Source organism: Pseudomonas sp. SC3(2021) (assembly GCF_019856535.1).
In the GTDB taxonomy this organism is placed as follows: domain Bacteria; phylum Pseudomonadota; class Gammaproteobacteria; order Pseudomonadales; family Pseudomonadaceae; genus Aquipseudomonas; species Aquipseudomonas monsensis.
Genome location: NZ_CP082236.1, coordinates 5395205 through 5415761, shown reverse-complemented (window position 1 = coordinate 5415761; position 20557 = coordinate 5395205). Strand labels below are relative to the sequence as shown.

The 20557-nt window shown below is 60.5% G+C and carries 25 protein-coding genes; 14 read left to right on the top strand and 11 right to left on the bottom strand.

Annotation, left to right across the window (positions count from 1 at the left end; genetic code table 11):
• Nucleotides 1–71 precede the first annotated feature (71 nt).
• On the bottom strand, nt 72–1007 hold the full coding sequence (locus K5Y35_RS23995) for a DMT family transporter (protein ID WP_123467813.1): 936 nt from the start codon (nt 1005–1007) through the stop codon (nt 72–74).
• 85 nt (nt 1008–1092) lie between these two features.
• Between K5Y35_RS23995 and K5Y35_RS23990 the strand changes: the two genes are divergently transcribed.
• The gene (locus K5Y35_RS23990; protein ID WP_222833147.1) at nt 1093–1656 is read left to right on the top strand and encodes a helix-turn-helix domain-containing protein; all 564 of its coding nucleotides are present in this window, start codon (nt 1093–1095) and stop codon (nt 1654–1656) included.
• Entirely contained in the window at nt 1657–3051 is a 1395-nt protein-coding gene (locus K5Y35_RS23985) for an FAD/NAD(P)-binding protein (protein WP_222833146.1), read from the top strand.
• Between the two features lie 131 nt (nt 3052–3182).
• On the opposite strand, the gene K5Y35_RS23980 is transcribed toward K5Y35_RS23985, so the two are convergent.
• Together K5Y35_RS23980 and ppnN are read right to left on the bottom strand one after the other, a co-directional pair.
• Nucleotides 3183–3917 (bottom strand): substrate-binding periplasmic protein, encoded by a 735-nt coding sequence (locus K5Y35_RS23980; RefSeq protein WP_222833145.1) that lies wholly within the window; start codon nt 3915–3917, stop codon nt 3183–3185.
• A gap of 240 nt (nt 3918–4157) precedes the next feature.
• A complete protein-coding gene (gene ppnN / locus K5Y35_RS23975; RefSeq protein WP_123467821.1) occupies nt 4158–5531 on the bottom strand; it encodes a nucleotide 5'-monophosphate nucleosidase PpnN in 1374 nt (457 codons plus the stop codon).
• Between the two features lie 222 nt (nt 5532–5753).
• Here ppnN and K5Y35_RS23970 point away from each other — a divergent pair, with 222 nt between their 5' ends.
• Nucleotides 5754–6281, top strand: a complete 528-nt coding sequence (locus K5Y35_RS23970; RefSeq protein WP_123467823.1) for a DUF3087 domain-containing protein — start codon at nt 5754–5756, stop codon at nt 6279–6281.
• On the opposite strand, the gene K5Y35_RS23965 is transcribed toward K5Y35_RS23970, so the two are convergent.
• A complete protein-coding gene (locus K5Y35_RS23965; protein WP_123467825.1) occupies nt 6278–6664 on the bottom strand; it encodes a DUF2784 domain-containing protein in 387 nt (128 codons plus the stop codon). The genes K5Y35_RS23970 and K5Y35_RS23965 overlap by 4 nt on opposite strands.
• A 141-nt stretch (nt 6665–6805) precedes the next feature.
• Between K5Y35_RS23965 and K5Y35_RS23960 the strand changes: the two genes are divergently transcribed.
• The 3 genes from K5Y35_RS23960 (at nt 6806) to K5Y35_RS23950 (ending at nt 8025) form a co-directional block, all read left to right on the top strand.
• On the top strand, nt 6806–7504 hold the full coding sequence (locus K5Y35_RS23960) for an AzlC family ABC transporter permease (protein WP_128615799.1): 699 nt from the start codon (nt 6806–6808) through the stop codon (nt 7502–7504).
• A complete protein-coding gene (locus K5Y35_RS23955) occupies nt 7504–7815 on the top strand; it encodes an AzlD domain-containing protein (RefSeq protein WP_177490661.1) in 312 nt (103 codons plus the stop codon). The genes K5Y35_RS23960 and K5Y35_RS23955 overlap by 1 nt, the downstream gene beginning before the upstream one ends.
• Nucleotides 7816–7878: 63 nt before the next feature.
• Nucleotides 7879–8025: a hypothetical protein gene (locus K5Y35_RS23950; RefSeq protein ID WP_222833144.1), complete on the top strand. Its 147-nt coding sequence runs from the start codon at nt 7879–7881 to the stop codon at nt 8023–8025.
• A gap of 55 nt (nt 8026–8080) precedes the next feature.
• On the opposite strand, the gene K5Y35_RS23945 is transcribed toward K5Y35_RS23950, so the two are convergent.
• From K5Y35_RS23945 to K5Y35_RS23930, 4 genes are all read right to left on the bottom strand, one after another.
• Nucleotides 8081–8353, bottom strand: coding sequence for a hypothetical protein (locus K5Y35_RS23945; protein ID WP_123467831.1), 273 nt, complete (start codon nt 8351–8353; stop codon nt 8081–8083).
• Nucleotides 8354–8629: 276 nt separating this feature from the next.
• Entirely contained in the window at nt 8630–9310 is a 681-nt protein-coding gene (locus K5Y35_RS23940; RefSeq protein ID WP_222833143.1) for an SOS response-associated peptidase family protein, read from the bottom strand.
• A gap of 47 nt (nt 9311–9357) precedes the next feature.
• Entirely contained in the window at nt 9358–10200 is an 843-nt protein-coding gene (locus K5Y35_RS23935; RefSeq protein WP_222833142.1) for an ABC transporter permease, read from the bottom strand.
• A 60-nt stretch (nt 10201–10260) separates the two neighbouring features.
• Complete coding sequence (locus tag K5Y35_RS23930; RefSeq protein WP_222833141.1) at nt 10261–11244, bottom strand: aliphatic sulfonate ABC transporter substrate-binding protein; 984 nt, start codon at nt 11242–11244, stop codon at nt 10261–10263.
• A 295-nt stretch (nt 11245–11539) separates the two neighbouring features.
• Here K5Y35_RS23930 and K5Y35_RS23925 point away from each other — a divergent pair, with 295 nt between their 5' ends.
• Complete coding sequence (locus K5Y35_RS23925; RefSeq protein WP_222833140.1) at nt 11540–12487, top strand: ABC transporter substrate-binding protein; 948 nt, start codon at nt 11540–11542, stop codon at nt 12485–12487.
• A 185-nt stretch (nt 12488–12672) separates the two neighbouring features.
• Nucleotides 12673–12915: a DUF1652 domain-containing protein gene (locus K5Y35_RS23920; RefSeq protein ID WP_123467841.1), complete on the top strand. Its 243-nt coding sequence runs from the start codon at nt 12673–12675 to the stop codon at nt 12913–12915.
• Nucleotides 12916–12919: 4 nt separating this feature from the next.
• On the opposite strand, the gene K5Y35_RS23915 is transcribed toward K5Y35_RS23920, so the two are convergent.
• Complete coding sequence (locus tag K5Y35_RS23915) at nt 12920–13282, bottom strand: NUDIX hydrolase (protein WP_222833139.1); 363 nt, start codon at nt 13280–13282, stop codon at nt 12920–12922.
• 224 nt (nt 13283–13506) lie between these two features.
• On the opposite strand from K5Y35_RS23915, the gene K5Y35_RS23910 reads away from it, so the two are divergent.
• Nucleotides 13507–13704, top strand: a complete 198-nt coding sequence (locus K5Y35_RS23910; RefSeq protein ID WP_222833138.1) for a DUF2188 domain-containing protein — start codon at nt 13507–13509, stop codon at nt 13702–13704.
• Between the two features lie 64 nt (nt 13705–13768).
• On the opposite strand, the gene K5Y35_RS23905 is transcribed toward K5Y35_RS23910, so the two are convergent.
• On the bottom strand, nt 13769–14008 hold the full coding sequence (locus K5Y35_RS23905; RefSeq protein ID WP_123467847.1) for a hypothetical protein: 240 nt from the start codon (nt 14006–14008) through the stop codon (nt 13769–13771).
• A 184-nt stretch (nt 14009–14192) separates the two neighbouring features.
• On the opposite strand from K5Y35_RS23905, the gene K5Y35_RS23900 reads away from it, so the two are divergent.
• From K5Y35_RS23900 to K5Y35_RS23880, 5 genes are all read left to right on the top strand, one after another.
• Nucleotides 14193–14528, top strand: a complete 336-nt coding sequence (locus K5Y35_RS23900; RefSeq protein WP_128615806.1) for a hypothetical protein — start codon at nt 14193–14195, stop codon at nt 14526–14528.
• Between the two features lie 304 nt (nt 14529–14832).
• Nucleotides 14833–15345, top strand: a complete 513-nt coding sequence (fae, locus tag K5Y35_RS23895; protein WP_008043405.1) for a formaldehyde-activating enzyme — start codon at nt 14833–14835, stop codon at nt 15343–15345.
• Nucleotides 15346–15355: 10 nt separating this feature from the next.
• Nucleotides 15356–16390 carry an aldo/keto reductase gene (locus K5Y35_RS23890; protein ID WP_128615807.1) on the top strand — a complete coding sequence of 345 codons (1035 nt, stop codon included), beginning with the start codon at nt 15356–15358 and terminating at the stop codon, nt 16388–16390.
• A complete protein-coding gene (locus K5Y35_RS23885) occupies nt 16387–17820 on the top strand; it encodes an NAD-dependent succinate-semialdehyde dehydrogenase (protein WP_222833137.1) in 1434 nt (477 codons plus the stop codon). The genes K5Y35_RS23890 and K5Y35_RS23885 overlap by 4 nt, the downstream gene beginning before the upstream one ends.
• A 161-nt stretch (nt 17821–17981) precedes the next feature.
• Nucleotides 17982–19346 carry an MFS transporter gene (locus K5Y35_RS23880; protein ID WP_222833136.1) on the top strand — a complete coding sequence of 455 codons (1365 nt, stop codon included), beginning with the start codon at nt 17982–17984 and terminating at the stop codon, nt 19344–19346.
• 124 nt (nt 19347–19470) lie between these two features.
• Here K5Y35_RS23880 and K5Y35_RS23875 read toward each other — a convergent pair whose 3' ends face one another.
• Nucleotides 19471–20346 (bottom strand): LysR substrate-binding domain-containing protein, encoded by an 876-nt coding sequence (locus K5Y35_RS23875; RefSeq protein WP_222833135.1) that lies wholly within the window; start codon nt 20344–20346, stop codon nt 19471–19473.
• Nucleotides 20347–20557 lie beyond the last annotated feature (211 nt).

Here is a 20557-nt window from a genome sequence, read left to right as displayed (position 1 = left end):
TGAAATACATTCCAGTGTGGGAGCGAGCTTGCTCGCGAAAGCGTTGGCGCAGGCGCTGAAGGTATTGCCGATCAGCCCTGCGTTTCTCGCTGCAGCTCAACATCGGTTTCTGCGGCCTTACCCTTGGTCTTCAACTCACTGACAATCACTGCCGCGACAATCAACCCCGCGCCCACCAGCGCAATTGCCGGCAACCGCTCCCCGGCAATCCGCCCGACGATACCGGCCCACACCGGTTCACCGGCATAGATCAACGTTGCTCGGGTCGGCGAGACACTCTTCTGCGCCCAGTTCATCGCCACCTGAATCGCTGCACTGGCGGCGCCCAGCCCCAGCGCGGTGACCAGTAGGGTCCAGGAGAAATCCGGAAGCATCTCGCCGGTCGGCACCACCATCAGGAACGACAGCACCGACGTCGTCGCCAGTTGCACCACGGTCACGCGACGCACATCAACCTGACCGGCATAGGTGCTGATCAGAATGATTTCGGCCGCAATGGCGATGGCGCTGATCAGCGTGACGATTTCACCGGAACTGAAATTCAACGAGGCCCCGGAGGGTCCCGACAGCAGCATCAACCCGGTAAACGCCAGCATGATGCCGATGCTCGGCATCAGCCCCGGCCGCCGCCCGAGGACCAGCCATTGCAACAGCGGCACGAACGGCACGTACAACGCGGTGATGAACGCCGACTGACTGCTCGGGATTGTTTGCAAGCCGACCGTCTGCAAACCATAACCGAGCATGATCGCCACGCCGATGAAGGCGCCGGCCCGGAGTTCGAACAGGGTCAATGCACGCAGATGCCGCCAGGAAAACGCGGCGACAATGCACGCGGCCGCCGCAAAGCGCAGGCCGACGAAAAACATCGGACCGCTGACGGTCATGGCGTGTTGCACCAGCAGGAAAGTGCCGCCCCAGACCATGGTGATCAGCACCAGCACGCACTCGGCCTTGCTGAAGCGGGAGAAGCGAAGAGGGGGGGAAGAACCGTTCACTGTCGTCATGACCTTGCGCACTGTAAAAAAGAGGACGCACAATGCGCCTAACGTTGCGCAGTATACTGCCCAACCTCACCGAGTGAGCAATATAGTGCACAAAAATTCCAGCCAAAGAACGTCCGTTCTTCAACACGTCAGCCAGAACGTTCGGCGTCTGCGTCACGCGGCGGACATGAGTCAGACGGCGTTGGCGGAAAAGTCCGGCGTCAGTCGGCGGATGCTGGTGGCGATCGAGGCCGGCGAGAAGAATGTCAGTCTGACCACTCTCGACCGGGTGGCTGAAGCCCTCGACGTCGCCTTCAGTGACTTGATTCAGGCGCCCGACGCCCGCGATCCGAGCCGCATCAATGAAGTGGCCTGGGCCGGCGTGATGCCGGGAAGCAAGGCCGTGCTGCTGTCCAAAGCCACCGCGACCCGTGAAGTCGAGCAATGGGAATGGTGCTTGCAACCCGGCGAGGTCTACCCCTCGCAACCGGACGCCGATGGCTGGAGCGAGCAGATTTATGTGTTCGAAGGCTGCCTGACACTGATGCTCGGTGAGCAACGGCAGCAGATCAACAAGGGTGAGTTTTTCATGTTTGCCAGCAACCAGCCGCACAGCTATCGCAATGACGGCGACGTAGCGGCGTGGTTTGTACGCAATGTGGTGATTTGAATGACGCAGAGCGCGGATATCCTGATCATCGGCGGCGGCCTCAGTGGCACGATGCTGGCGGTGCAACTGCTGCGCTTGCCTGGGCCGCGCAGCATCCTGATCGTCGAGCCGCGTGCCGAGCTTGGCCGGGGTGAAGCGTACAGCGCGGTCGAACCGGGCCATACGCTCAACGGTAACGCGGCGCGAATGAGCGTTGACCCGGACAATCCCGATGACCTGACCCAGTGGCTCAGCGCACATATTGCCGGCGGTGGCTGGCCGGAGTCTGCCGCGCAGGCCGTGCCGGTCAGCGAGCTGTTTCCGCCGCGCGGGTTGTTTGGCGTATATGTGCAACAGCGTCTGGCCGAGGCCCGGAGTATCGGTGCGCAACATGGCTCGAGCGTCGTGCACCTGTGCGCGGAGGTCGTCGATTTGCAGGCGGACGCCGACTCGGTGCAACTGACGTTGCACGACGGTCGACAGGTGAGCGGCGCCTTTGCGGTGCTGGCGACCGGCATGTTCCCGGCTGCGCGCACGCCGCAAAAGCACTCCAGCGGCCTCAATGCCGCCGCGCTCGATCCGTGGGACGTGAACGCCATGCGCTTGCTCGATCCACACTCGACCGTGCTGATCATCGGCTCTGGCCTGACCATGGTCGATGCCGTGGTGTCGCTGGAACAGGCCGGGCATCGTGGGCCGATCGAAGTGTTCTCCCGTCACGGGCTACTGCCCCATGTGCGGCGGCAACCGCCAGCGTGGATGGATTTCCTGGCTGCGGATTACAGCATTCGTACGCCGCGACAGCTGTTGCGCGAACTGCGTCGGCATTGTCGGGATGCCATCGCCCAAGGCGTTGACTGGCAGGCACCACTGGACACGGTTCGCGCTCACATCGCACGTTTGTGGAGTCAGGCGACTGACGTGCAACGTCGACAATTCGTACGGCATGTGCGGCCGTGGTGGGAAAGTCATCACCATCGTTCGCCGCCGCTGAGTGCCGAGTTGGTTGAGCGGTTGCGTGGTGAAGGGCGTTTACGGATTCAAGCCGCATCGTTCAAGGGGCTTGAGCCGACTGCGAACGCCGGGGTGAGTATTCGTATCCGGCGTCGTGGCGAAACTGAAACCTGTGCGGTGCAGGGGACGGCGCTGATCAACTCCAGTGGCATCGAGTATGACTGGCGGCGGGTGGCGCGACCGCTGCCGCAGCAACTGCTGGCACGTGGGCTGGTGCAGCCGGGGCCGTTGGCGTTGGGGATTGCGGCGGCAACAGATGGTGCGGTGCTGGACGCAGAGGGGGGCAAGGCGCGTCGTCTGTTCGCCATGGGGCCGCCGTTGCGCGGGATGTGGTGGGAGAGCACGGCGGTGACGGATGTGGCGTCGCAGGCCAAGGCGTTGGCGGCGCGTCTGGTGATTTGAGCTTGTTCGCTTACGGCCCCATCGCTGGCAAGCCAGCTGCCACAGGGGCCGAGGTATGGCGACAATTTTGCTGGCACTGCGCAATCTGTGGGCGCCTGGCTTGCCAGCGATGGGCCCCGCTCAACCGATGATCATCTCGGCAATGCCCCCACCAGCCAGCGCTGGCGAATCTGCTCAAGGCGGCCATCGGCGCGCAAGCTGTCCAGCGCCCGCTGCCAACGCGCAACCTGACGCGGGTCGGTTTGCAGCGAGAAGGCGATGTAAGTGTCCTGTTTCATCAACGGGATCTGGTACTGCAAGCGCCCGGGCTCCATGCCCTGTTCGCGGGCAAGGGACGCAAAGGACAGCGTGTCAGTCACCACGAAGTCAGTCCGCCCCAGACTGAACAGCCGCATCATTTGCTCCGGGGTTTCCACGCCATAAAGATTGCTCAGGTCCTGCTTCTGCAAATAGCTGTAGACCAGCCACTTGCGCGGCACGGTGATGCGGCCCGCCCGGTCGGCCTCGTGCAGGCTGCGTACACGCGGTTGGCGAGTGTCCTGCGCATAGAGCGCAGTCTCCACTTCGATCAGCGGCCCGACCCACTGGTAGCGATTGTCGCGTTCGTCGGTGCGCAATACGGTGAAGACGCCGGTGTCCGGGGTGTCGCTAGCCATACGCAGCGCGCGGAGCAGCGGGACTTGTTGGAGATGGATCTGATCACCGGTTGTTTTAGCCAGTGCACGCACGATATCTACGCCAAAGCCGACTAACTGCTCGCCTTGTTGAAAATGCAGAGGCGGGTGGTAGTCGGTGAGCAATTGCAGATCCGCCGCATTGGCCGTCTGAGCCAACATTGAAAGCAAATATGCGGCAATCCGTTTCATGACTCGTCCCTGAAAAATTGATCGCGAAGCTTAGTACGGGCCGAGGCTGGCTGTCGTGAGGAAAGTACGGGGCTTTTGTGTCAGAAATAAAGGCGGATTGGCAGCGTCGGGTTCACCCTGAAACAACTGTGGGAGCCCGCCTGCTGGCGATAGCGGATTATCAGTCAACAATGATGTTGAATCTGATGACCCTATCGCCAGCAGGCGGGCTCCCACAGGGAGTCGCATCAGCGGTGAGGGTTACGCCACCACGCGATAGCACGGCACGTACGCCGCACCGCCCGGCAGTTTCATCCGGTGCTGGGCGACGAAGGCTTTGAGCAGCAGATCGAGCGGTTGCATGATCGCCGCGTCACCGCGGATCTGGTACGGCCCGTGTTCTTCGATCAGGCGAATGCCCTTGTCCTTGACGTTGCCGGCGACGATGCCGGAGAACGCCCGGCGCAGGTTGGCTGCCAGTTCGTGCGGTGGCTGGTCGCGGTGCAGTTTCAGGTTGGCCATGTTTTCGTGGGTCGGATCGAACGGGCGCTGGAAGCCTTCGTCGATTTTCAGCAGCCAGTTGAAGTGGAACGCGTCGTTGCGCTCGCGGCGGAACTGCTTCACGGCTTTCAGGCCTTGAGTCATCTGCCGCGCCACTTCAGTCGGGTCGTCGATGATGATTTCGTAGTGCTGTTTCGCGGCTTCGCCCAGGGTCGCGATGACGAAGGCGTCGAGTTGCTCCAGATACGGTGCGGCATGTTTCGGCCCGGTCAGGATCACCGGGAATGGCAAACCGGCGTTGTCCGGGTGCATCAGGATGCCCAGCAGATAGAGGAACTCTTCGGCGGTCCCGGCGCCGCCCGGGAAGATGATGATGCCGTGGCCGACACGGACGAACGCTTCCAGACGTTTCTCGATGTCCGGCAGGATCACCAGTTCGTTGACGATCGGGTTCGGCGCTTCGGCGGCGATGATGCCCGGCTCGGTCAGACCGAGGTAGCGCCCGCCGTGGATGCGTTGTTTGGCGTGGGCGATGGTCGCGCCTTTCATTGGGCCTTTCATCACGCCGGGGCCGCAACCGGTGCAGATGTCGAGGCTGCGCAGGCCCAGTTCGTGGCCGACTTTCTTGGTGTACTTGTATTCTTCGGTGTTGATTGAGTGCCCGCCCCAGCAGACGACGATTTTCGGCTCCACGCCTGGGCGCAGGGTGCGCGCATTGCGCAGCAGGTGGAAAACGTAGTCGCTGATGCCTTGCGAGGTGCTGAGGTCGATGCGTTGGCTGTCGAGTTCGTTCTCGGTGTAGACGATGTCACGCAGAGCGCTGAACAGCATCTCGCGGGTGCTGGCGATCATTTCGCCGTCGACGAAAGCATCGGCCGGAGCGTTCAGCAATTCGAGGCGCACGCCACGATCCTGCTGGTGAATGCGGATTTCGAAGTCTTTGTAGGCTTCAAGGATGGTCTTGGCGTTATCGACATGGGCGCCGGTGTTGAGAATGGCCAGGGCGCACTGGCGGAAGAGGGTGTAGGTGCTGCCGGATCCGGCTTCGCTCAGTTGTTGAACTTCACGTTGAGAAAGGGTTTCCAGGCTGCCTTTCGGGCTGACCGAGGCATTGATTACGTGTCGTTGGGTCATGCAATGATCCTTAAAACGATGTCATCCCGAACCAGGCGGATGGCATCCGAATAGTGTGTATCCATGAATGAAGATGGCACGATCTGCGCGGTACCGCCATGTCCCCGTTGGACGCTGAAAAGATGAAAAGGGCCCCCAGCATAGCTAAATCGCGCGCAGAGGCGATAATGCGCAGCGAGTTTTTTCCGTTGCCCTTTTTATCGCTCAAGGAAGTCATGCCTGATGTTCGAGATTCAGCCGATGGATGCAGCAACGTTTCGCCAGCAGACCCGCCGCAGCACGATCATCATCGCCGCGCTGTTCCTGGTGCTGGCGATGGGGTTTTCCACGGCGGCGGTGGCGCTGTTCGGCGAAGCTGGCGGGGATAACCTGCGCTTCAATGTCGGCGGGGTGTTCGTCGCGTTTCTGCTGACGGCGGCGTTGTTGCGCGGGCAGTTCTGGCATCAGGCGTGGATGGCGCCGGCGGTCTATAGCTGGCGGCTCAAGCGCAGTCTGATGAGCGTGACCAACGTGATGCACCAAGTGACGGCGGCGGTGGCGCAGAATGATCCGGCGGCGATGAAGGTGCTGCGTTTCTATCATCTGGGGTTGACCCAGATGCACGAACTGGACGGTAACTCCAGCGATCATGCGCAGTTGCAGCGGGAAGTCGAAGCACACAAGGAACGGATGCAGGCGCTGGGTCTGGATCTTGACCAGAAGCGCCTGGATCCGGCCTGGCTCGAAGCGTTGAAACCCGCCTCCCGCTAAAACGGTATCCGGCTGGTGCGGCGCAGTTTCCACTGACGGATCGCGCGTCCGTAAACCAACAGATTGACCACCAGCACCACGCTGCCGAGTGCCAGCTGGATCTGCGGCGTCAGCCCGGCCGGGTAAATGATCGGCCAGATGTAATGCTCGATGAAGCCGCCGGCGTATTCGGTTTGCCCGGCGGCGTGGCGCATCAGGTTTTCCCAGTAGGTCAGCGGACAGGTCAGGTGCAACACTTCGACCGCCACGCCCCAGGCCGCGGCCGGCAGGTGCAGCCACATCAAGCGTGGCCACTTGAGCACCAGCAGCCCGCCGAACAGCACGAACAGAATGAAGGACAAATGAAACAGCACCAGCCCGTCGGCTGCGATTCGATACAGCATGTCGTCTCCCTGACGCGTTTGCGAATGGCCGTATGTTACGCCGCTCAGGGTGAAAATCGGCGGTAAGTGCGCAAGATTGTTCAAGCCACTAACACCGCTTCGCTGGCAGAGTCAGCGGCTGTTTTCCGGATGAAGAGCGTTATGTCTGACTCACTCATGCCGCGCAGTGCCTTTCTTCGCGGCGCGGCGGCGATCATGCCGTTATCGTTGGCGACCGCACCGTGGGGGCTGCTGGCCGGCTCCATGGCGATCGAAGCCAATCTCACGCCGCTGCAAGGGCAGGGCCTGTCGAGCATCGTGTTCGCCGGTGCCGCGCAATTGGTGGCGATCGGCATGCTCAAGGGCGGTGCCGGGATGTTCTCGATTCTGCTGACCACGCTGCTGCTCACGTCGCAACATTTGTTGTACGGCATGAGCATGCGTTCGGTGATTGCGCCGCTGCCGGGGCGCTGGCGCATCGGCCTGGGCTTCTTGCTCACCGACGAACTCTTTGCCCTGACCAGTCAGCATGACCGGCAGCAGTTCAATCGCTGGTATGCACTCGGTGTCGGCCTGACGTTTTACCTTGCGTGGAACCTGTTCACGCTGGCCGGTATCGTTCTGGGCAGCAGCATTCCGGGCCTTGAACATCTGGGCCTGGACTTCTCGATTGCTGCGACCTTCATCGCCTTGATCACCCCGGTGGTGCGCAATGTCCCGACAGTGGTCTGTGTGGCGGTCTCGTTGTTCTGCTCGGTGTTGTTCAGCTACTGGCAATGGGGCTCGGCGCTGGTGTTGTCGGGGTTGGCAGGCATGACCGCGGGGTTTATCTGCAACAAACTGTATCGGGGGCGCACATGATGGTTTGGGCAGTAATTGTCGGCATGGGGATTCTGGTGTTTCTCAATCGCTATGTGTTTCTTGAGCCGCGGTTGCCCTTGCGCTTGAGCAGCAATGCCCGGCAGTTTCTCGGTTTTGCGGTGCCGGGGATGCTCACGGCGATCTGCGGGCCGATCGTGTTCATGCCGGAAAAACAGTTGAATCTGCAGTGGGACAATCCGTATTTGCTTAGTTCGCTGGTGGCGATCGCCTTGGTCATCTACACCCGCAATACTTTACTGAGCATGCTATTGAGCATGGCGTTCTTTTTTCTGTTGCGTTGGTGGCTGTAAGTTGCCGGATGAAAACTGTTCTACGCTTTCAGGATGACCCTTTACTTGTGACAGGAGGTGCGCATGGCGACTGAGCAAAAGCATCCGGATGCGGATGAAGAAGATACCGACGAGCCCACGCAAGAAGAAATCGAGCGGGAAAAACACAAGGAACAAACCTGGAAACACGACGATGGCAGAGAGCTGTCGGACCCCGACCGCAAGTTCTGATCGTTTGCCACGAAAAAGCCCCGCACAAGCATACAAGCGGGGCTTTTTTGTTGTTTCAGAGATCGTCCACCTGCGTGAAATCGGGGTGTGAAGCCCGATAGCCCAAGGTTCGGTCGATCCACGCATTGAGCTCGTTGACCATCACCGGCGGATGGCCGGGATACCTTTCGAGGGTGGTGCGCAGGAGGCGTTCGATGTCGGGCACGGCACGCAGGTTTCGGGTCTTGATGTAGTGGCCGATAAAACAGTCGAGTTCAAAGCGTTCTGTCATCGACAGATAAATACACTCCAGGCCGCTGACCTGTTTGATTGCAAAATCGTCGCGCAACTTATTTCTCTGCAAGGTTTGTAAAAGTTGTAGGGAATTCCTGATTTGTTGACTATTTAGTCAACTGGTATGCCAATCGGAAATGCGGCGCGCATGCTATCCGTAGTGCCTCTAAATGTATGTATGACGAGTGAAATGTCAGACAGGCGGTTAGTTCGCTCAAACGTCTGTTTTTCGCTCTGTTTCAGCGATGAAACACCCTCTGTAACGATCCTGCGTCACCCGAAGGCGCAGCCTTCGGCAGCGTCATAGATAACGGGTGGAGGCGGGGGATGTTTACGGGATTGCGGTGATGAGGCTGGCGCCCTGGTTGCGCGCGTTGCCGACGGCCTTGTCGACCTTGTGCCATTCGAACACTTCGCTGCCTTCGCCTTCGAACAGCAGCATCTGTTCGGCGCGTTCGCCAGGTGTGGCAGGGTCGAGCCATTCGTTTGCCAGTGCTGCGCTGAATACCACCGGGCGGCGGTCGTGAATATCGAGCATACCGCCCTTGCTGTCGGCGGTGATGATCACGAAACCATCGTCGTCTCGCGGCTCGCGATCCGCTGTCGGAAACTGACCGATGGCCGCGCAGAATACCGCTGAGCGGTCTGCCCGACGGATCAGCCATGGTTGTCGGGTGTTGTCCGCTGCGTCGACCCATTCAAACCAGTTGTCCACCGGTACGATCAGCCGATGGCGCCAGATCGCCCGGAAGAAAGGGCCGTGCGCGACTTTCTCCACCCGCGCATTGATCGGCGCGGCGCGATCCCTGGCCCAGTGCGGGCGCCAGCCCCAGCGCAGATTGTCGGCATATAACCGTTGTTCATGCTGATGCAGCACGGCCAGCGACGTGGTCGGCGCGGCGTTGTAGCGATTCAGTGGTGCGTCGCCAACATGATTGAGCAGCGCATCGGGAATGCTCAACACCGCCACGAAATCGTGGATACCGCGGTACTGCGAGAGTCGTCCGCACATCGGCTGAATCTCCGGCTGGAGCTGTCAGCTTAGTCGCTGTTGCGGACTCAATCCCTGGCGTCCTGACCGGTGAACGTGTCGCGCCAGATCAGCCAGCGTCGTTCGATGACGGCGAGTACACCATCACTGAGTTTACCGAGCGACGCCAGGACGATGATGGCCGCCAGCACGATGTCCGGGCGCGAGGTTTCGCGCCCGTCACTGAGCAGATAACCCAGGCCTTTGGTCGCCGCAATCAATTCGGCGGCGACCAGAAACATCCACGCCAGACTCATGCCGCTGCGCAACCCGGTGAACAGCCCGGGCAGGGCGGCGGGCAGCAGAATCCGTCGCACCAGTTGCCAGCGGCTGAAACCATAGATGCGCCCGACCTCGACCCATTTGCGATCAATGTTGCGGATGGCCGCGACGCCATTGGCGTATACCGGAAAGAACGCGCCGATGGCGATCAAGACAATTTTCGACGTCTCGTCGATGCCCAGCCACAGCAGCAACAACGGCACCCAGGCCAGGCTTGGAATGGCGCGGAGCGCGGCGAAGGTCGGTTCCAGATACGCCTCGGCCTCGCGGCTCAAACCGACCCACGCGGCAAACACCAGCGCCAGGCTGGCGCCGATGGCGAAACCCAGCAGCACGCGAATCAGGCTCGCAGCGATGTGTTTCCACAAGGCGCCCTCGGCGAGGTCGGTGAGGGTCAGGGCGATCTCGCTCGGCGCTGGCATCTGGTGGGACGGCAACCAGCCGCTACGCACGATGATTTCCAGGGCGACGATGATCAACAGCGGCAAGGTCAGGCCTTTGAGTCGGCGTTGCCATGCAGGATGGATGGCAGACGTGCGTTTGCGCGCCACGGTGAGTGGCGCGGACAACGCTTTGCTGTAACGGGACATGGTTTGGCTCCGCACACGGCCAATCCGCGACGCGCGCGGATTGGCCGTGAGTCTGGTCGATTACTGGCGGGCGACGGCTTGCTGCACACCACTGTCGAGTAACTGGTCGATGACCTGATCGACGTTGACGCCACGTCGCACCAGTTCTTCGGACACCAGAATCGGTGCGGCGGACTTGGAGGCGAGCACATCGTTGGCGGTCAGTTGCGGGCTGCTCAGGTCGGTGCGCGACAGCTGCAGTCTGGCCACATCCAGCGACAGCCCGGACTCTTTGGCGAGGAGGGCGGCGAACTCGTCAGGATTTTTCAGTGCCCAGTCGCGCGCCTGCTCGTAAGCCTTGATCACCGTGGCGATGGTCTGCGGATGGTCCTTGGCGTATGCCTCAGTGACACTGACCACGCCATAGCTGTTGAACGCCGGGTTGCGGTACAGCAGGCGTGAACCGGCCTGCACCTGACTGGCGGCCATGTGCGGATCGAGGCCGGCCCAGGCATCGACGTCGCCTTTTTCCAGGGCGGTCCGACCGTCCGGATGTTGCAGATGTACCAGTTCCACATTGTCCTTGTTCAGCCCGGCCTGTTGCAGGCTGCGCAGGGTAAACAGGTACGGGTCGGTGCCTTTGGTCGCGGCAATTTTCTTGCCTTTGAGGTCGGCGATGGATTGGTAAGGCGAGTCTTTGCGCACCACCAGCGCGGTCCATTCCGCACGGCTGTAAACGTACACCGATTTGATCGGGCTGCCGTTGGCGCGACTCAGCACGGCGGCGAGGCTGGCGCTGGACGCGAAATCGACGCCACCGCTATTGAGGTATTCCAGCGAACGGTTGCTGCCCTGGCTCAGCACCCAACTGACTTGGGTGTCCGGCAGGGCTTTTTCGAGGAAGCCGAAGTGTTTCAGCACCAGGCTGACGGGCGAGTAGTAGGCGTAGTCGAGATGGACTTGCGCCGGCGCGGTTTCGGCGTGAGCCAGCGGTTGCAGGCCCAGAACCAGGGCGCCGGCGGCGAGCAACGTTTTAAGGCGGGGAAATGGCAACAACGATTTCATGGGAGCGCTCCGGCAAAGGCACAAGTTGCTTATGTCCAAAAAGATATTTTTATCGAATGCTTCCTGCATCAATGGAATATTGCAGGCTCTGTGCCATGTGTGCGGACTGCCCGGATTACAAGGGTTTTTCGGCGCTTTGCAAGGTTGGAAGTGTTGCCTGAAGAACAGTGTGGCGCGGCACTGTTGCGCGGCCAACAGTCCAGATCAACGGTGATGAGCTTATGCACTAATCGAATTTCAAAAGCTTTTATTAAGAGCGTTATGGTCTATGCAAATCCCCTTTGCAGGACTCGTCATGAAGCTTTCCCGTTTCCTACGCACCGCGCTGACTGCTGCGCTGTTCGTCTCACCACTGTCTTACGCTGCCGAACCTCTGGTCCTGCATGTCGGCGACCAGAATTACTACAACATCCGCGCCTCGATAGAAGCGTCCGGCGTGTTGAAAGGTGCGCCTTACAGCGTTGACTGGAAACATTTCCAGGCCGCCGCGCCGCTCGCCGAGGCCTTGCAGACCGGGTCGCTGGATCTCGGGTTTCTGGGGGATTCGGGCTTTCTGTTCCTGGCCGCGAAACAGGCGCCGGTGAAGCTGATCGGCGTTTCGCGGCAGAACCCCGACACCATCGCGCTGCTCGTGCCAAAGGATTCACCGGTACACACCATCGCTGATCTAAAAGGCAAGAAGGTCGCCTATTGGCCTGGCGCCTGGAGCCAGCAATTGACTCTGCGTGCGCTGGAGCAGGACGGCTTGCCGGAAAACTACGTCGATTTCGTCAAACTGATGCCCATTGATGCCGCTGCCGCTTTGCCACAGGGCAGCATCGACGCCTTCCCGGTGTGGGAACCGTACATTTCGCAACAGATTGTATTTTCCGGTGCGCGGCCGATTCTGACCGCGAAAAACCTGATGCCGGGCTTGAGTGCCATCGCCGCGTCTGCCCCTTCAATCGACAGCAAGCGCGAAGCGATCGCCGATTTTCTCGGGCGTTTGAAGCAGGCGCGGGCCTGGGTCGACAGCCACACCGATGAGTACGCCGATCTGTGGGCGAAGAAAGCCAATCTCGATCAGGCGGTTTCACGGCACTGGTTGCGTCAGGCGCACATGAGCGTCGGTCCGGTCGATCAGCAGGCAGCCGCCGATCTGCAAAGCACCGCGGACTTTCTGTTCAAGGTCAAGGCGCTGCCGGCACCGCTGGCCACTGCCGGGATCATCGACACGTCCTTTCAGCAGGCGCTGACGCATTGAAACGAGCAGCACGACCAAACCCGGCTCGCACGGCCGGGCATTTGGGGCTGGATCCGGGATCTTGACGCCCACTGAGGATGTGACTGGAAGATGTGACCCGGTTGGCATTTTGTATCGGGCGCGACACACGGGGCTCATCTATGCTGAACGGGTCGACTGACTCATCGCCTGCGAGGCGTCCTCCCATGCTGGCCATCGCCGATATTTGCCGGATTGTCGAATCCGGCTTTCCTGCGTTGAAGTGCGATTGCGTGCCCACTGCGCAGGGCCTGCTGCAGATCAAGGTGTATGAACCGGACAGCGGCCGTGTCGAACTGCTACTCAATGGTGTGTCCCCGGAACATCTCGTGACGATCCGCGACCTGTCCAACTTCATCGGCGAGTTGCGCACGGAAATGAGCGCCGGGCGCCGGGCGTTCGCCGGTTAAACCTTCATAAACGCCGTTGAAATGCCTGCACGATGCGCAGCGTCGCGTCACTGGTGCTGAGGTGCTGCACGGCGTCCAGCGGATGCCAGATGCAATCGATGATTTCGTTTTGCGGGCGCAACCGTTCGATATTCGTCACTGACGCTTCGTAGACGTGATGCTGGGTGCTGCCGCTGTGCAGTTCCATGACATACAACATGTCGTCAGCATCCAGTCCGGTTTCTTCCTGCAATTCGCGCGTGGCAGCTTCTGCCCGGGTTTCCCCTGGCTCGACTTTACCCCCGGGCAATGTCCAGCGGCAGCGGGGCTTGCGTACCAGGAGCACATGGCGGTCCTGTTCACAAATGACGGTCGCGCGTACTTTCATCTGTTACCTGTTTTGGGGCTGACATAAAAATGAAACCAAACTGCAATATTTGAGCCGGGCCCGGTTTTAAAGGTTCCGTCGGACGTTGGAGACACGTTTTGCGCGAAAAGTGCCTGTACCTTGACAGGCAAATGTCGCGACGCCCGGTCGGCCTCTCGTACGGATCAGGGTGTAAGGTGAGCCGGTGAAGCTGGATCCACTGTTAGCGAAAAGGGAGGTACCCCATGAGCACTCCAATGTTGAACAGGATGCACATGAACGGTTACGACGTGCTCAGCGTGAACAACGGTCCGTGGCGGGTGTGCACGCAAGGCGATCGGCTGGCGTCATTTGGCAGCAAAGAGGAAGCGCTGGCGTATGCCGCTGGACTGCCCGGCTACAAAAAACGCGCGATGCGTGTGCAGAGTCACACGGCCAGTTGAAGCCTGTGTAATGAAAGAGCCCCGGTTTGCCGGGGCTTTTGTTTGCGGGGGCAGACGAGCGGTGTCAGTGCACTTTGGTTCGGCTGATGGCGCGGGCCTTCACTTCCTTGGCATACAGTTGCAACCGCTCCTCATCGCTTTGCAGGACCTCGCAGGATCTCAGTACCGTTTGCGCGTCCGCCTCGTTGCCGGATTTGCGCAACAGTTCAGCGATGCGCTTGAGGTCAACTGCTGACCAGCGCAGATCCGATGCAACGCTTTGCAGGTCGCGCTGAAGTTCGTGTTCGTATTCATTGAGCCGCATGATCACCTCCAGAACATTCTCGGTAAAACAGAGTAGTCGCATTTCTTGTCTGTGGGGCAAGGCCCGTCTGCCATTGGACTGATGGACGTAAAAAATTGTCCAAACGCCATAGCGGGCGCAGTGCCACGATGGATGTGTACCCGGTTACACGTTACATTCACTTTTTTCAGAACAGGGATACACCATGCGGATATGGATCGGGGGGTTGGCGTTGGCCATGTTGGCGGGTTGTTCGTTGCCGGCATCGCTGGTGCCGGGAGAGCCGAATATCAGCAAGACCAGTGCCAAGCCCCCCAAGGACTATGCCGCGTGCGTATTACCGTTGTGGCAACAGGATGTCGCCAAGACCGCGCAGACTTCGATATCCAATGGTTATCGCATCACCGCGCCCAGCGTGATCACGGCCGACGAGATTCTCGATATCGTCAAGTACAAGGACGGCAGCCGGGTTTCGTTGTATCAGGGGCCGCCGTGGGCCAAGTCCGGATCGTTGCGCAAATCGGTGCGCGATTGCCTTTAAGGGCATTTCGGGTGCAAAAAAAGCAGAAACCGTATCAACGGTTTCTGCTTTTTTTTCGCCTGTCGGAATGCGCATCCAGGGCTATGACCAAAACTCATGGCCCCATGATTTTTAATGGTTACAGGCACCGCCAGCCCCGGTGTTAAAAAATCGCAAACACAGCTCATCAATAACAACCAGAGAGCGTTTGCAGCCATGCCCCTTTTCTCCCGCCGCACCTCCCCACGCCTGTTATTGAGCGCACCGGCCATTCGGCCCGTGTGAGCGATCGACCATCCCTCGTAGCGCAAAAGAGTAATGACTGATGAAAGAACTCGACCTGTACATCGGTGAAGGTTTCGAAGGCCCGGGCGTGAACGCCGCGCACATCAATATCCTGATCGGCCCGCGCAATGGCCCGGCCGGGCAGGCGTTTGCCAACAGCCTCGCGTCGCCGAGCCAGGGCCATTGCCCGTTCATGGTGATCGCCCAGCCGAACATCCCGGTCAAGCCGATGACCCTGTATGTGAACAAGGCTGCAATCAGCAGCGACTTGCACGGCAACGCCACCTGGGGCGCGTCGCAGGCCGGGATTGCCAAAGCCGTGCTCGAAGCGCTGCTCGACGGCACCTTGCCGCCGGAAGCCGAAGACGAGTGGGCGATCGTTACCGCCAACTGGGTCAATCCGGCCTGCGACGACCTCGATGCGGTCTATTTGAACAACTACAACGCCTGCCGCACCGCGATCCGCGCCGCCCTGACCGGCAAGCCGGAAACCGCGCAACTGGCCGATGTGGTCAACCACATCAGCAATCCTTTCTACACGCCAAAAGCCTGAGGTCCGCGCCATGCAATACATTCGTTTGGGCAACTCCGGCCTGCAAGTTTCCCGCCTGTGCCTGGGCACCATGAACATGGGCACGCCGGACTGGAAACCATGGATCTTCAATGAAAAACAGAGCGAACCGATCGTTGCCCATGCGCTGGACAACGGCGTCAACTTCATCGACCTGGCAGATTTCTATTCCGCCGGGGTCGGCGAAGAAGTGGTCGGGCGCATCGTCAAGCGCCTGGCCCGCCGCGAGGACCTGGTAATCACCACCAAGGTCGGCTACGGCACCCGCAGCGGGATCAACGCCAGCGGCCATTCGCGCAAACACATCATGGACAGCATCGACGCCTCGCTGAAGCGTCTGGACATGGATTACGTCGACGTGTTCATGCTGCATTACTTCGATGTCAACACCCCGGTCGAAGAGACCATGGGCGCACTGAACGACATCGTGCGTTCTGGCAAGGCGCGTTACATCGGCGTGTCGACCATGCTCACCGGGCAACTGGCGAAGATCCTCATGGCCTGCGAACGCAACGGCTGGGTCAAGCCGATCAACATGCAGTTGCAGCTGAACTGCGCCTACCGCGAAGAAGAGCGCGAGATGATTCCGTTCTGTCGCGACCAGGGCATCGGTGTCTCGGTGTTCAGCCCGTTGGCCCGTGGCCTGCTGACCGGCGACGTGCAATCGACCCGCAACCAGACCGACTTCTTCACTCAGCAGATGTACAGCGATGAAGCCTCGTTCGAAATCGCCCATTCGGTACAGCGCGTGGCACGCGCCCGTGGCGTGTCGAATGCGCAGATTGCCCAGGCATGGGTGGCCAGTCATCCGGGGGTCGATTGCATGCTGGTCGGTGCCGACACCACGGCGCAATTCGACAGTGCTTTGGCTGCGCTGGAGACCAGACTGGATGCCGATGAGCTGCACGAACTGGAGCGCAATTACACCCCGTGCGACGTGATCAACGATTACACCGCCGGTAAACGCATCCTGCGCACGGCGCGTCCGGGCCTTGAGCGTTTCACTTTGCAGGGGGCGGTGGCATGAGCGCGTTGATTCGTCACGGCAACTTCATCGCTGGCCAGTGGGGGCAGGGCGGGGAGACCTATGCGGTGCGCAACCCGGCCAACGGCGAGCTGATTGCCGACGTGCAGAAAGCTGGCGCCGAGGAGACCGGTCTGGCCATCGAAGCCGCCAACCGTGCATTGCCGATGTGGCGCGGACTTACTGCCAAGGAACGCAGTCAACGGCTCAAACGCTGGAGCGATCTGATGCTCGCCCACCAGAAGGACCTGGCCACGCTGCTCAGTCGCGAACAAGGCAAGCCGCTGGTCGAGGCGATGGGCGAAGTGGTCTACGCGGCGAGTTTTCTCGAGTGGTTCGGCGAGGAAGCCAAGCGTGCCTACGGCGACGTGATCCCGAGCCACAAGGCGGATGCGCGGATCATCGTGGTCAAGGAAGCCATCGGTGTGGTCGCCGCGATCACCCCGTGGAATTTCCCGCTGGCGATGGTCACCCGCAAGGTCGGCCCGGCGTTGGCGGCGGGTTGCACGATGATTCTCAAACCGTCGGAAGAGACGCCGCTGTCGGCGTTTGCCCTCGCGGTGCTGGCCGAACAAGCGGGGATTCCGGCGGGCGTGTTCAACATCGTGTCCGGCGATGCGGTGGCGATTGGCGGTGCGCTGCAAGCCTCGAGCATCGTGCGCAAACTGTCGTTCACTGGCTCGACACGCACCGGCAAACTACTGATGCGTCAGGCTGCCGACACCCTGAAAAAAGTCTCGCTGGAGCTGGGTGGCAACGCGCCGTTCATTGTCTTCGACGATGCCGATCTGGACGCCGCGGTCAAAGGCGCGATGGCCTCGAAATTCCGCAACACCGGGCAGACTTGTGTGTGCGTGAATCGCTTCTTCATTCAGGACAGCGTCTACGAAGCCTTCACCGGCAAGCTTGCCGAAGCGGTTGCGGCGATGCGCGTCGGCAGTGCGCTGGATGGTGAAACCGAGCAAGGCCCGCTGATCAACACCGCCGCGCTGGCCAAGGTCGAAAGCCATGTCAGCGATGCGCTGGAGAAGGGCGCCACACTGCTGTGCGGCGGTCGTCGTCATGCACTCGGCGGCACCTTCTATGAACCGACCATCCTCACTGAGGTCAGCGGCGACATGCTGATCGCCCAGGACGAAACCTTCGGCCCGGTGGCCGCGTGCTTCCGCTTCAAGGATGAGGCCGAGGTGCTGGCGCGGGCCAACGACACGCCATTCGGTTTGTCGGCGTACTTCTACAGCCGCGATATCGGCCGGGTCTGGCGCATGGCCGAAGGCCTGGAGGCCGGGATGGTCGGAATCAACGAAGGGATCATTTCCACGGAAGTCGCGCCATTCGGCGGCATCAAGGAATCGGGCCTTGGACGCGAGGGTTCGAAGTACGGTCTGGATGACTATCTGGAGATCAAATACCTGTTGATGGGTGGCCTCTGACCCCAACGCAAAACCTCTGTAGGAGTGAGCCTGTTCCGACGATAGCGGTGGGTCAGCTGAGCGTATGTTGACTGACCCGCCAACATCGCGAGCAGTCTTACTCCTACAGATAAAGCAAGCGCAATCCGTTTCTCCGTCAATAACAACAATTGGAGACGAACATGTCCGCTCAATCGGTAAAAATCGACGACCTGCCCATTGGCCGGTTTCATATCAAGATCGCCGGGCTGACCTTCGGCGCGCACTTCACCGACGGCTACATCCTTGGCCTGATCGGCATCGCGTTCACCTTGCTCAGCCCGCAGATGCAGCTGGATGCGTTCTGGCAGGGCCTGATCGGCGCGTCGGCGTTGATCGGGCTGTTTCTCGGCAGTCTGTTTTTCGGCTGGATTTCGGACAAGGTCGGCCGGCAGAAGATTTTTCTCGTCAGCTTCGTGCTCATTACCCTCGCTTCGGTGATGCAGTTCTACGTCGAATCCGCCATGAGTCTGTTCCTTTGTCGGGTGTTGATCGGCATTGGTCTGGGCGGTGATTTCAGCGTCGGCCACGCCATGCTCGCCGAGTTCTCGCCGAAGAAACATCGCGGTGTGTTGCTTGGCTCGTTCAGCGTGATCTGGACCTTCGGTTATGTCGCCGCCACGTTCGTTGGCACGGCGATGCTCAGCCTTGGCGATGACGCCTGGCGCTGGATGCTCGCGTCGTCAGCGATCCCGGCGGCACTGATTCTGATTGCGCGCATCGGCACGCCGGAATCGCCGCGCTGGCTGGTCAATCAGGGGCGCATTGCCGAGGCGCGGGCGATTGTCAAAAAGCATCTGGGCGACAATGTCGAACTGGACGAAACGCGCACCACGCAAACCCGTTCCGGCTACGCGGTGCTGTTCAGCCGTGAGTACCGCAAACGCACGGCGTTCAACTGCCTGTTCTTCGTCTGCATCGTGATGCCGTACTTCGCGATCTACACCTTTCTGCCGTCGATCCTGCAGAAGATGGGCCTGGCCGAAGGCTTCGGTACTGAGCTGATGTTGAACATGCTGCTGATCCTCGGCGCGCTGATCGGCATCTGGTGCACGATCAAATTCAGCCGGCGCGGCTTCCTGATCAATTCGTTCATCATCCTCGCGGTGGCGCTGTTTCTGCTGGCGGTGCTGCCGGGCAGTGCGGCATGGCTGATGGTGCTGGTGTTCGGCGTGTTCACCCTGGTGCTGTCGGCGGTGAGCAATCTGGTCGGGGTGTTCCCGGCAGAAAGCTTCCCGACCGAAGTACGCGCCAGTGGCATTGGCCTGGCGACGGCGGTCAGTCGCCTGGGCTCGGCGGTCAGCACCTTTCTGCTACCGGTGAGCGTGGCGGGGATCGGCCTGAGCCCGACCATGGGCATTCTTGCGGCGATCCTGGCGCTTGGCGCGTGGCTGTCATGGGCGTGGGCACCGGAGACCAAGTCGCTGACGCTGAGTCAGGCGTGCAAGGCGCAGAGTCCGGTGGAGGGGAGTGCCATCGCAGTGGCCAAAGTGGCCACTCCGATCTGACGGTTTGCCACAAAAAGCTGCGGGAGCGGGCTTGCTCGCGAAAGCGTCAGGTCAGTCGAACGCAATGTCGACTGACCCACTGCCTTCGCGAGCAGGCCCGCTCCCACATTGGATCTTTGGTGGGTCAGGGGTTACTGACCAGACTCAACCAATCGGTGAACAGCTTCACTTTCGACAAGCCTTGCTTGTCATTCGCCACATCCAGCCAATAACCATAAGGGCCGATCACTTCAATCGGGGTGATCGGCACCAGGCTGCCATTGGCCAGTTCCTTTTCGATCATCTGGCGGTCGATCACCGCCAGTCCACCGCCGGCCAGTGCGGTGTGAATCACTTGGTCCAGAGTGCTGAATTCCAGTCCCTGTGCGGCATCAATGTCATCGCGGCCCATGGCTGCCAGCCAGTTTTCCCAGACCTTCAAGCGTTTGCCGTCGTGGAGGATGTGTAGCAATGGATATTCCCGCAGATCCGGCGGCTGATCGCCGTTGAACAGCTCCGGGCTCGCCACTGCGATGTGCCGTTCCATCACCAGCAACTGACTGACGCAGTGAGGCGCTGCCGCGAGGCCGAAGCGGATGTGGCAATCGACTTCCGTGAGGCTGTCGTGGCCGATCTGGTTGGTCACGCTGAGGTTTATGTCCGGGTAGCGCTGACAGAACGCGCGCAGGTGCGGCGACAGCCAGCGGGTGGCCCAGGTCGGCGGCGCGAGCACTTTCAAGCGTTGGCGCAGATTCGGCACGCGCACCGCTTGCAGAGAACGTTCGATGTGGTCGAAGGCTTCGGCCAGATGCGGGGAGAGATTGCTGCCAGCTTCGGTCAGCGACAGCCCTTGAGGCGTGCGCACGAACAGCGCGACGCCGAGATAGTCTTCAAGCTGTTTGATTTGGCGGCTGACGGCGCCTTGGGTGACGTTCAGGCTCAGCGCGGCCTGACTGAAGCTGCGATGCCGCGCGACTTCTTCGAACACGCGCAGAGTGTTGAGCGAGGGCAGTTGACGCATGGAGGTGGAACTCCGATCCGGTGGCCCGGTTTATTGTTGTTTTGCAGGTTTTTCCTTTGGGCGTATCTGACTATTGGTGGAGGGCGGATGCAAGTATTGTTTACACAGAGGCCATCGCGAGCAGGCTCACGCCTGCATCTGGATCCGTGCACGGACCACTGTAGGCGTGAGCCTGCTCGCGACAGCTATGTCATGAACACCAAAACATCAG

Excerpts from the sequence above, each read along its gene's own strand:
- K5Y35_RS23995 (WP_123467813.1), bottom strand. The coding sequence starts at position 1,007 with ATGACGACAGTGAACGGTTCTTCCCCCCCTCTTCGCTTCTCCCGCTTC.
- K5Y35_RS23985 (WP_222833146.1), top strand. The coding sequence starts at position 1,657 with ATGACGCAGAGCGCGGATATCCTGATCATCGGCGGCGGCCTCAGTGGC.
- K5Y35_RS23980 (WP_222833145.1), bottom strand. The coding sequence starts at position 3,917 with ATGAAACGGATTGCCGCATATTTGCTTTCAATGTTGGCTCAGACGGCC.
- ppnN (WP_123467821.1), bottom strand. The coding sequence starts at position 5,531 with ATGACCCAACGACACGTAATCAATGCCTCGGTCAGCCCGAAAGGCAGC.
- K5Y35_RS23970 (WP_123467823.1), top strand. The coding sequence starts at position 5,754 with ATGTTCGAGATTCAGCCGATGGATGCAGCAACGTTTCGCCAGCAGACC.
- K5Y35_RS23965 (WP_123467825.1), bottom strand. The coding sequence starts at position 6,664 with ATGCTGTATCGAATCGCAGCCGACGGGCTGGTGCTGTTTCATTTGTCC.
- K5Y35_RS23960 (WP_128615799.1), top strand. The coding sequence starts at position 6,806 with ATGTCTGACTCACTCATGCCGCGCAGTGCCTTTCTTCGCGGCGCGGCG.
- K5Y35_RS23955 (WP_177490661.1), top strand. The coding sequence starts at position 7,504 with ATGGTTTGGGCAGTAATTGTCGGCATGGGGATTCTGGTGTTTCTCAAT.
- K5Y35_RS23950 (WP_222833144.1), top strand. The coding sequence starts at position 7,879 with ATGGCGACTGAGCAAAAGCATCCGGATGCGGATGAAGAAGATACCGAC.
- K5Y35_RS23940 (WP_222833143.1), bottom strand. The coding sequence starts at position 9,310 with ATGTGCGGACGACTCTCGCAGTACCGCGGTATCCACGATTTCGTGGCG.
- K5Y35_RS23935 (WP_222833142.1), bottom strand. The coding sequence starts at position 10,200 with ATGTCCCGTTACAGCAAAGCGTTGTCCGCGCCACTCACCGTGGCGCGC.
- K5Y35_RS23930 (WP_222833141.1), bottom strand. The coding sequence starts at position 11,244 with ATGAAATCGTTGTTGCCATTTCCCCGCCTTAAAACGTTGCTCGCCGCC.
- K5Y35_RS23925 (WP_222833140.1), top strand. The coding sequence starts at position 11,540 with ATGAAGCTTTCCCGTTTCCTACGCACCGCGCTGACTGCTGCGCTGTTC.
- K5Y35_RS23920 (WP_123467841.1), top strand. The coding sequence starts at position 12,673 with ATGCTGGCCATCGCCGATATTTGCCGGATTGTCGAATCCGGCTTTCCT.
- K5Y35_RS23915 (WP_222833139.1), bottom strand. The coding sequence starts at position 13,282 with ATGAAAGTACGCGCGACCGTCATTTGTGAACAGGACCGCCATGTGCTC.
- K5Y35_RS23910 (WP_222833138.1), top strand. The coding sequence starts at position 13,507 with ATGAGCACTCCAATGTTGAACAGGATGCACATGAACGGTTACGACGTG.
- K5Y35_RS23905 (WP_123467847.1), bottom strand. The coding sequence starts at position 14,008 with ATGCGGCTCAATGAATACGAACACGAACTTCAGCGCGACCTGCAAAGC.
- K5Y35_RS23900 (WP_128615806.1), top strand. The coding sequence starts at position 14,193 with ATGCGGATATGGATCGGGGGGTTGGCGTTGGCCATGTTGGCGGGTTGT.
- fae (WP_008043405.1), top strand. The coding sequence starts at position 14,833 with ATGAAAGAACTCGACCTGTACATCGGTGAAGGTTTCGAAGGCCCGGGC.
- K5Y35_RS23890 (WP_128615807.1), top strand. The coding sequence starts at position 15,356 with ATGCAATACATTCGTTTGGGCAACTCCGGCCTGCAAGTTTCCCGCCTG.
- K5Y35_RS23885 (WP_222833137.1), top strand. The coding sequence starts at position 16,387 with ATGAGCGCGTTGATTCGTCACGGCAACTTCATCGCTGGCCAGTGGGGG.
- K5Y35_RS23880 (WP_222833136.1), top strand. The coding sequence starts at position 17,982 with ATGTCCGCTCAATCGGTAAAAATCGACGACCTGCCCATTGGCCGGTTT.
- K5Y35_RS23875 (WP_222833135.1), bottom strand. The coding sequence starts at position 20,346 with ATGCGTCAACTGCCCTCGCTCAACACTCTGCGCGTGTTCGAAGAAGTC.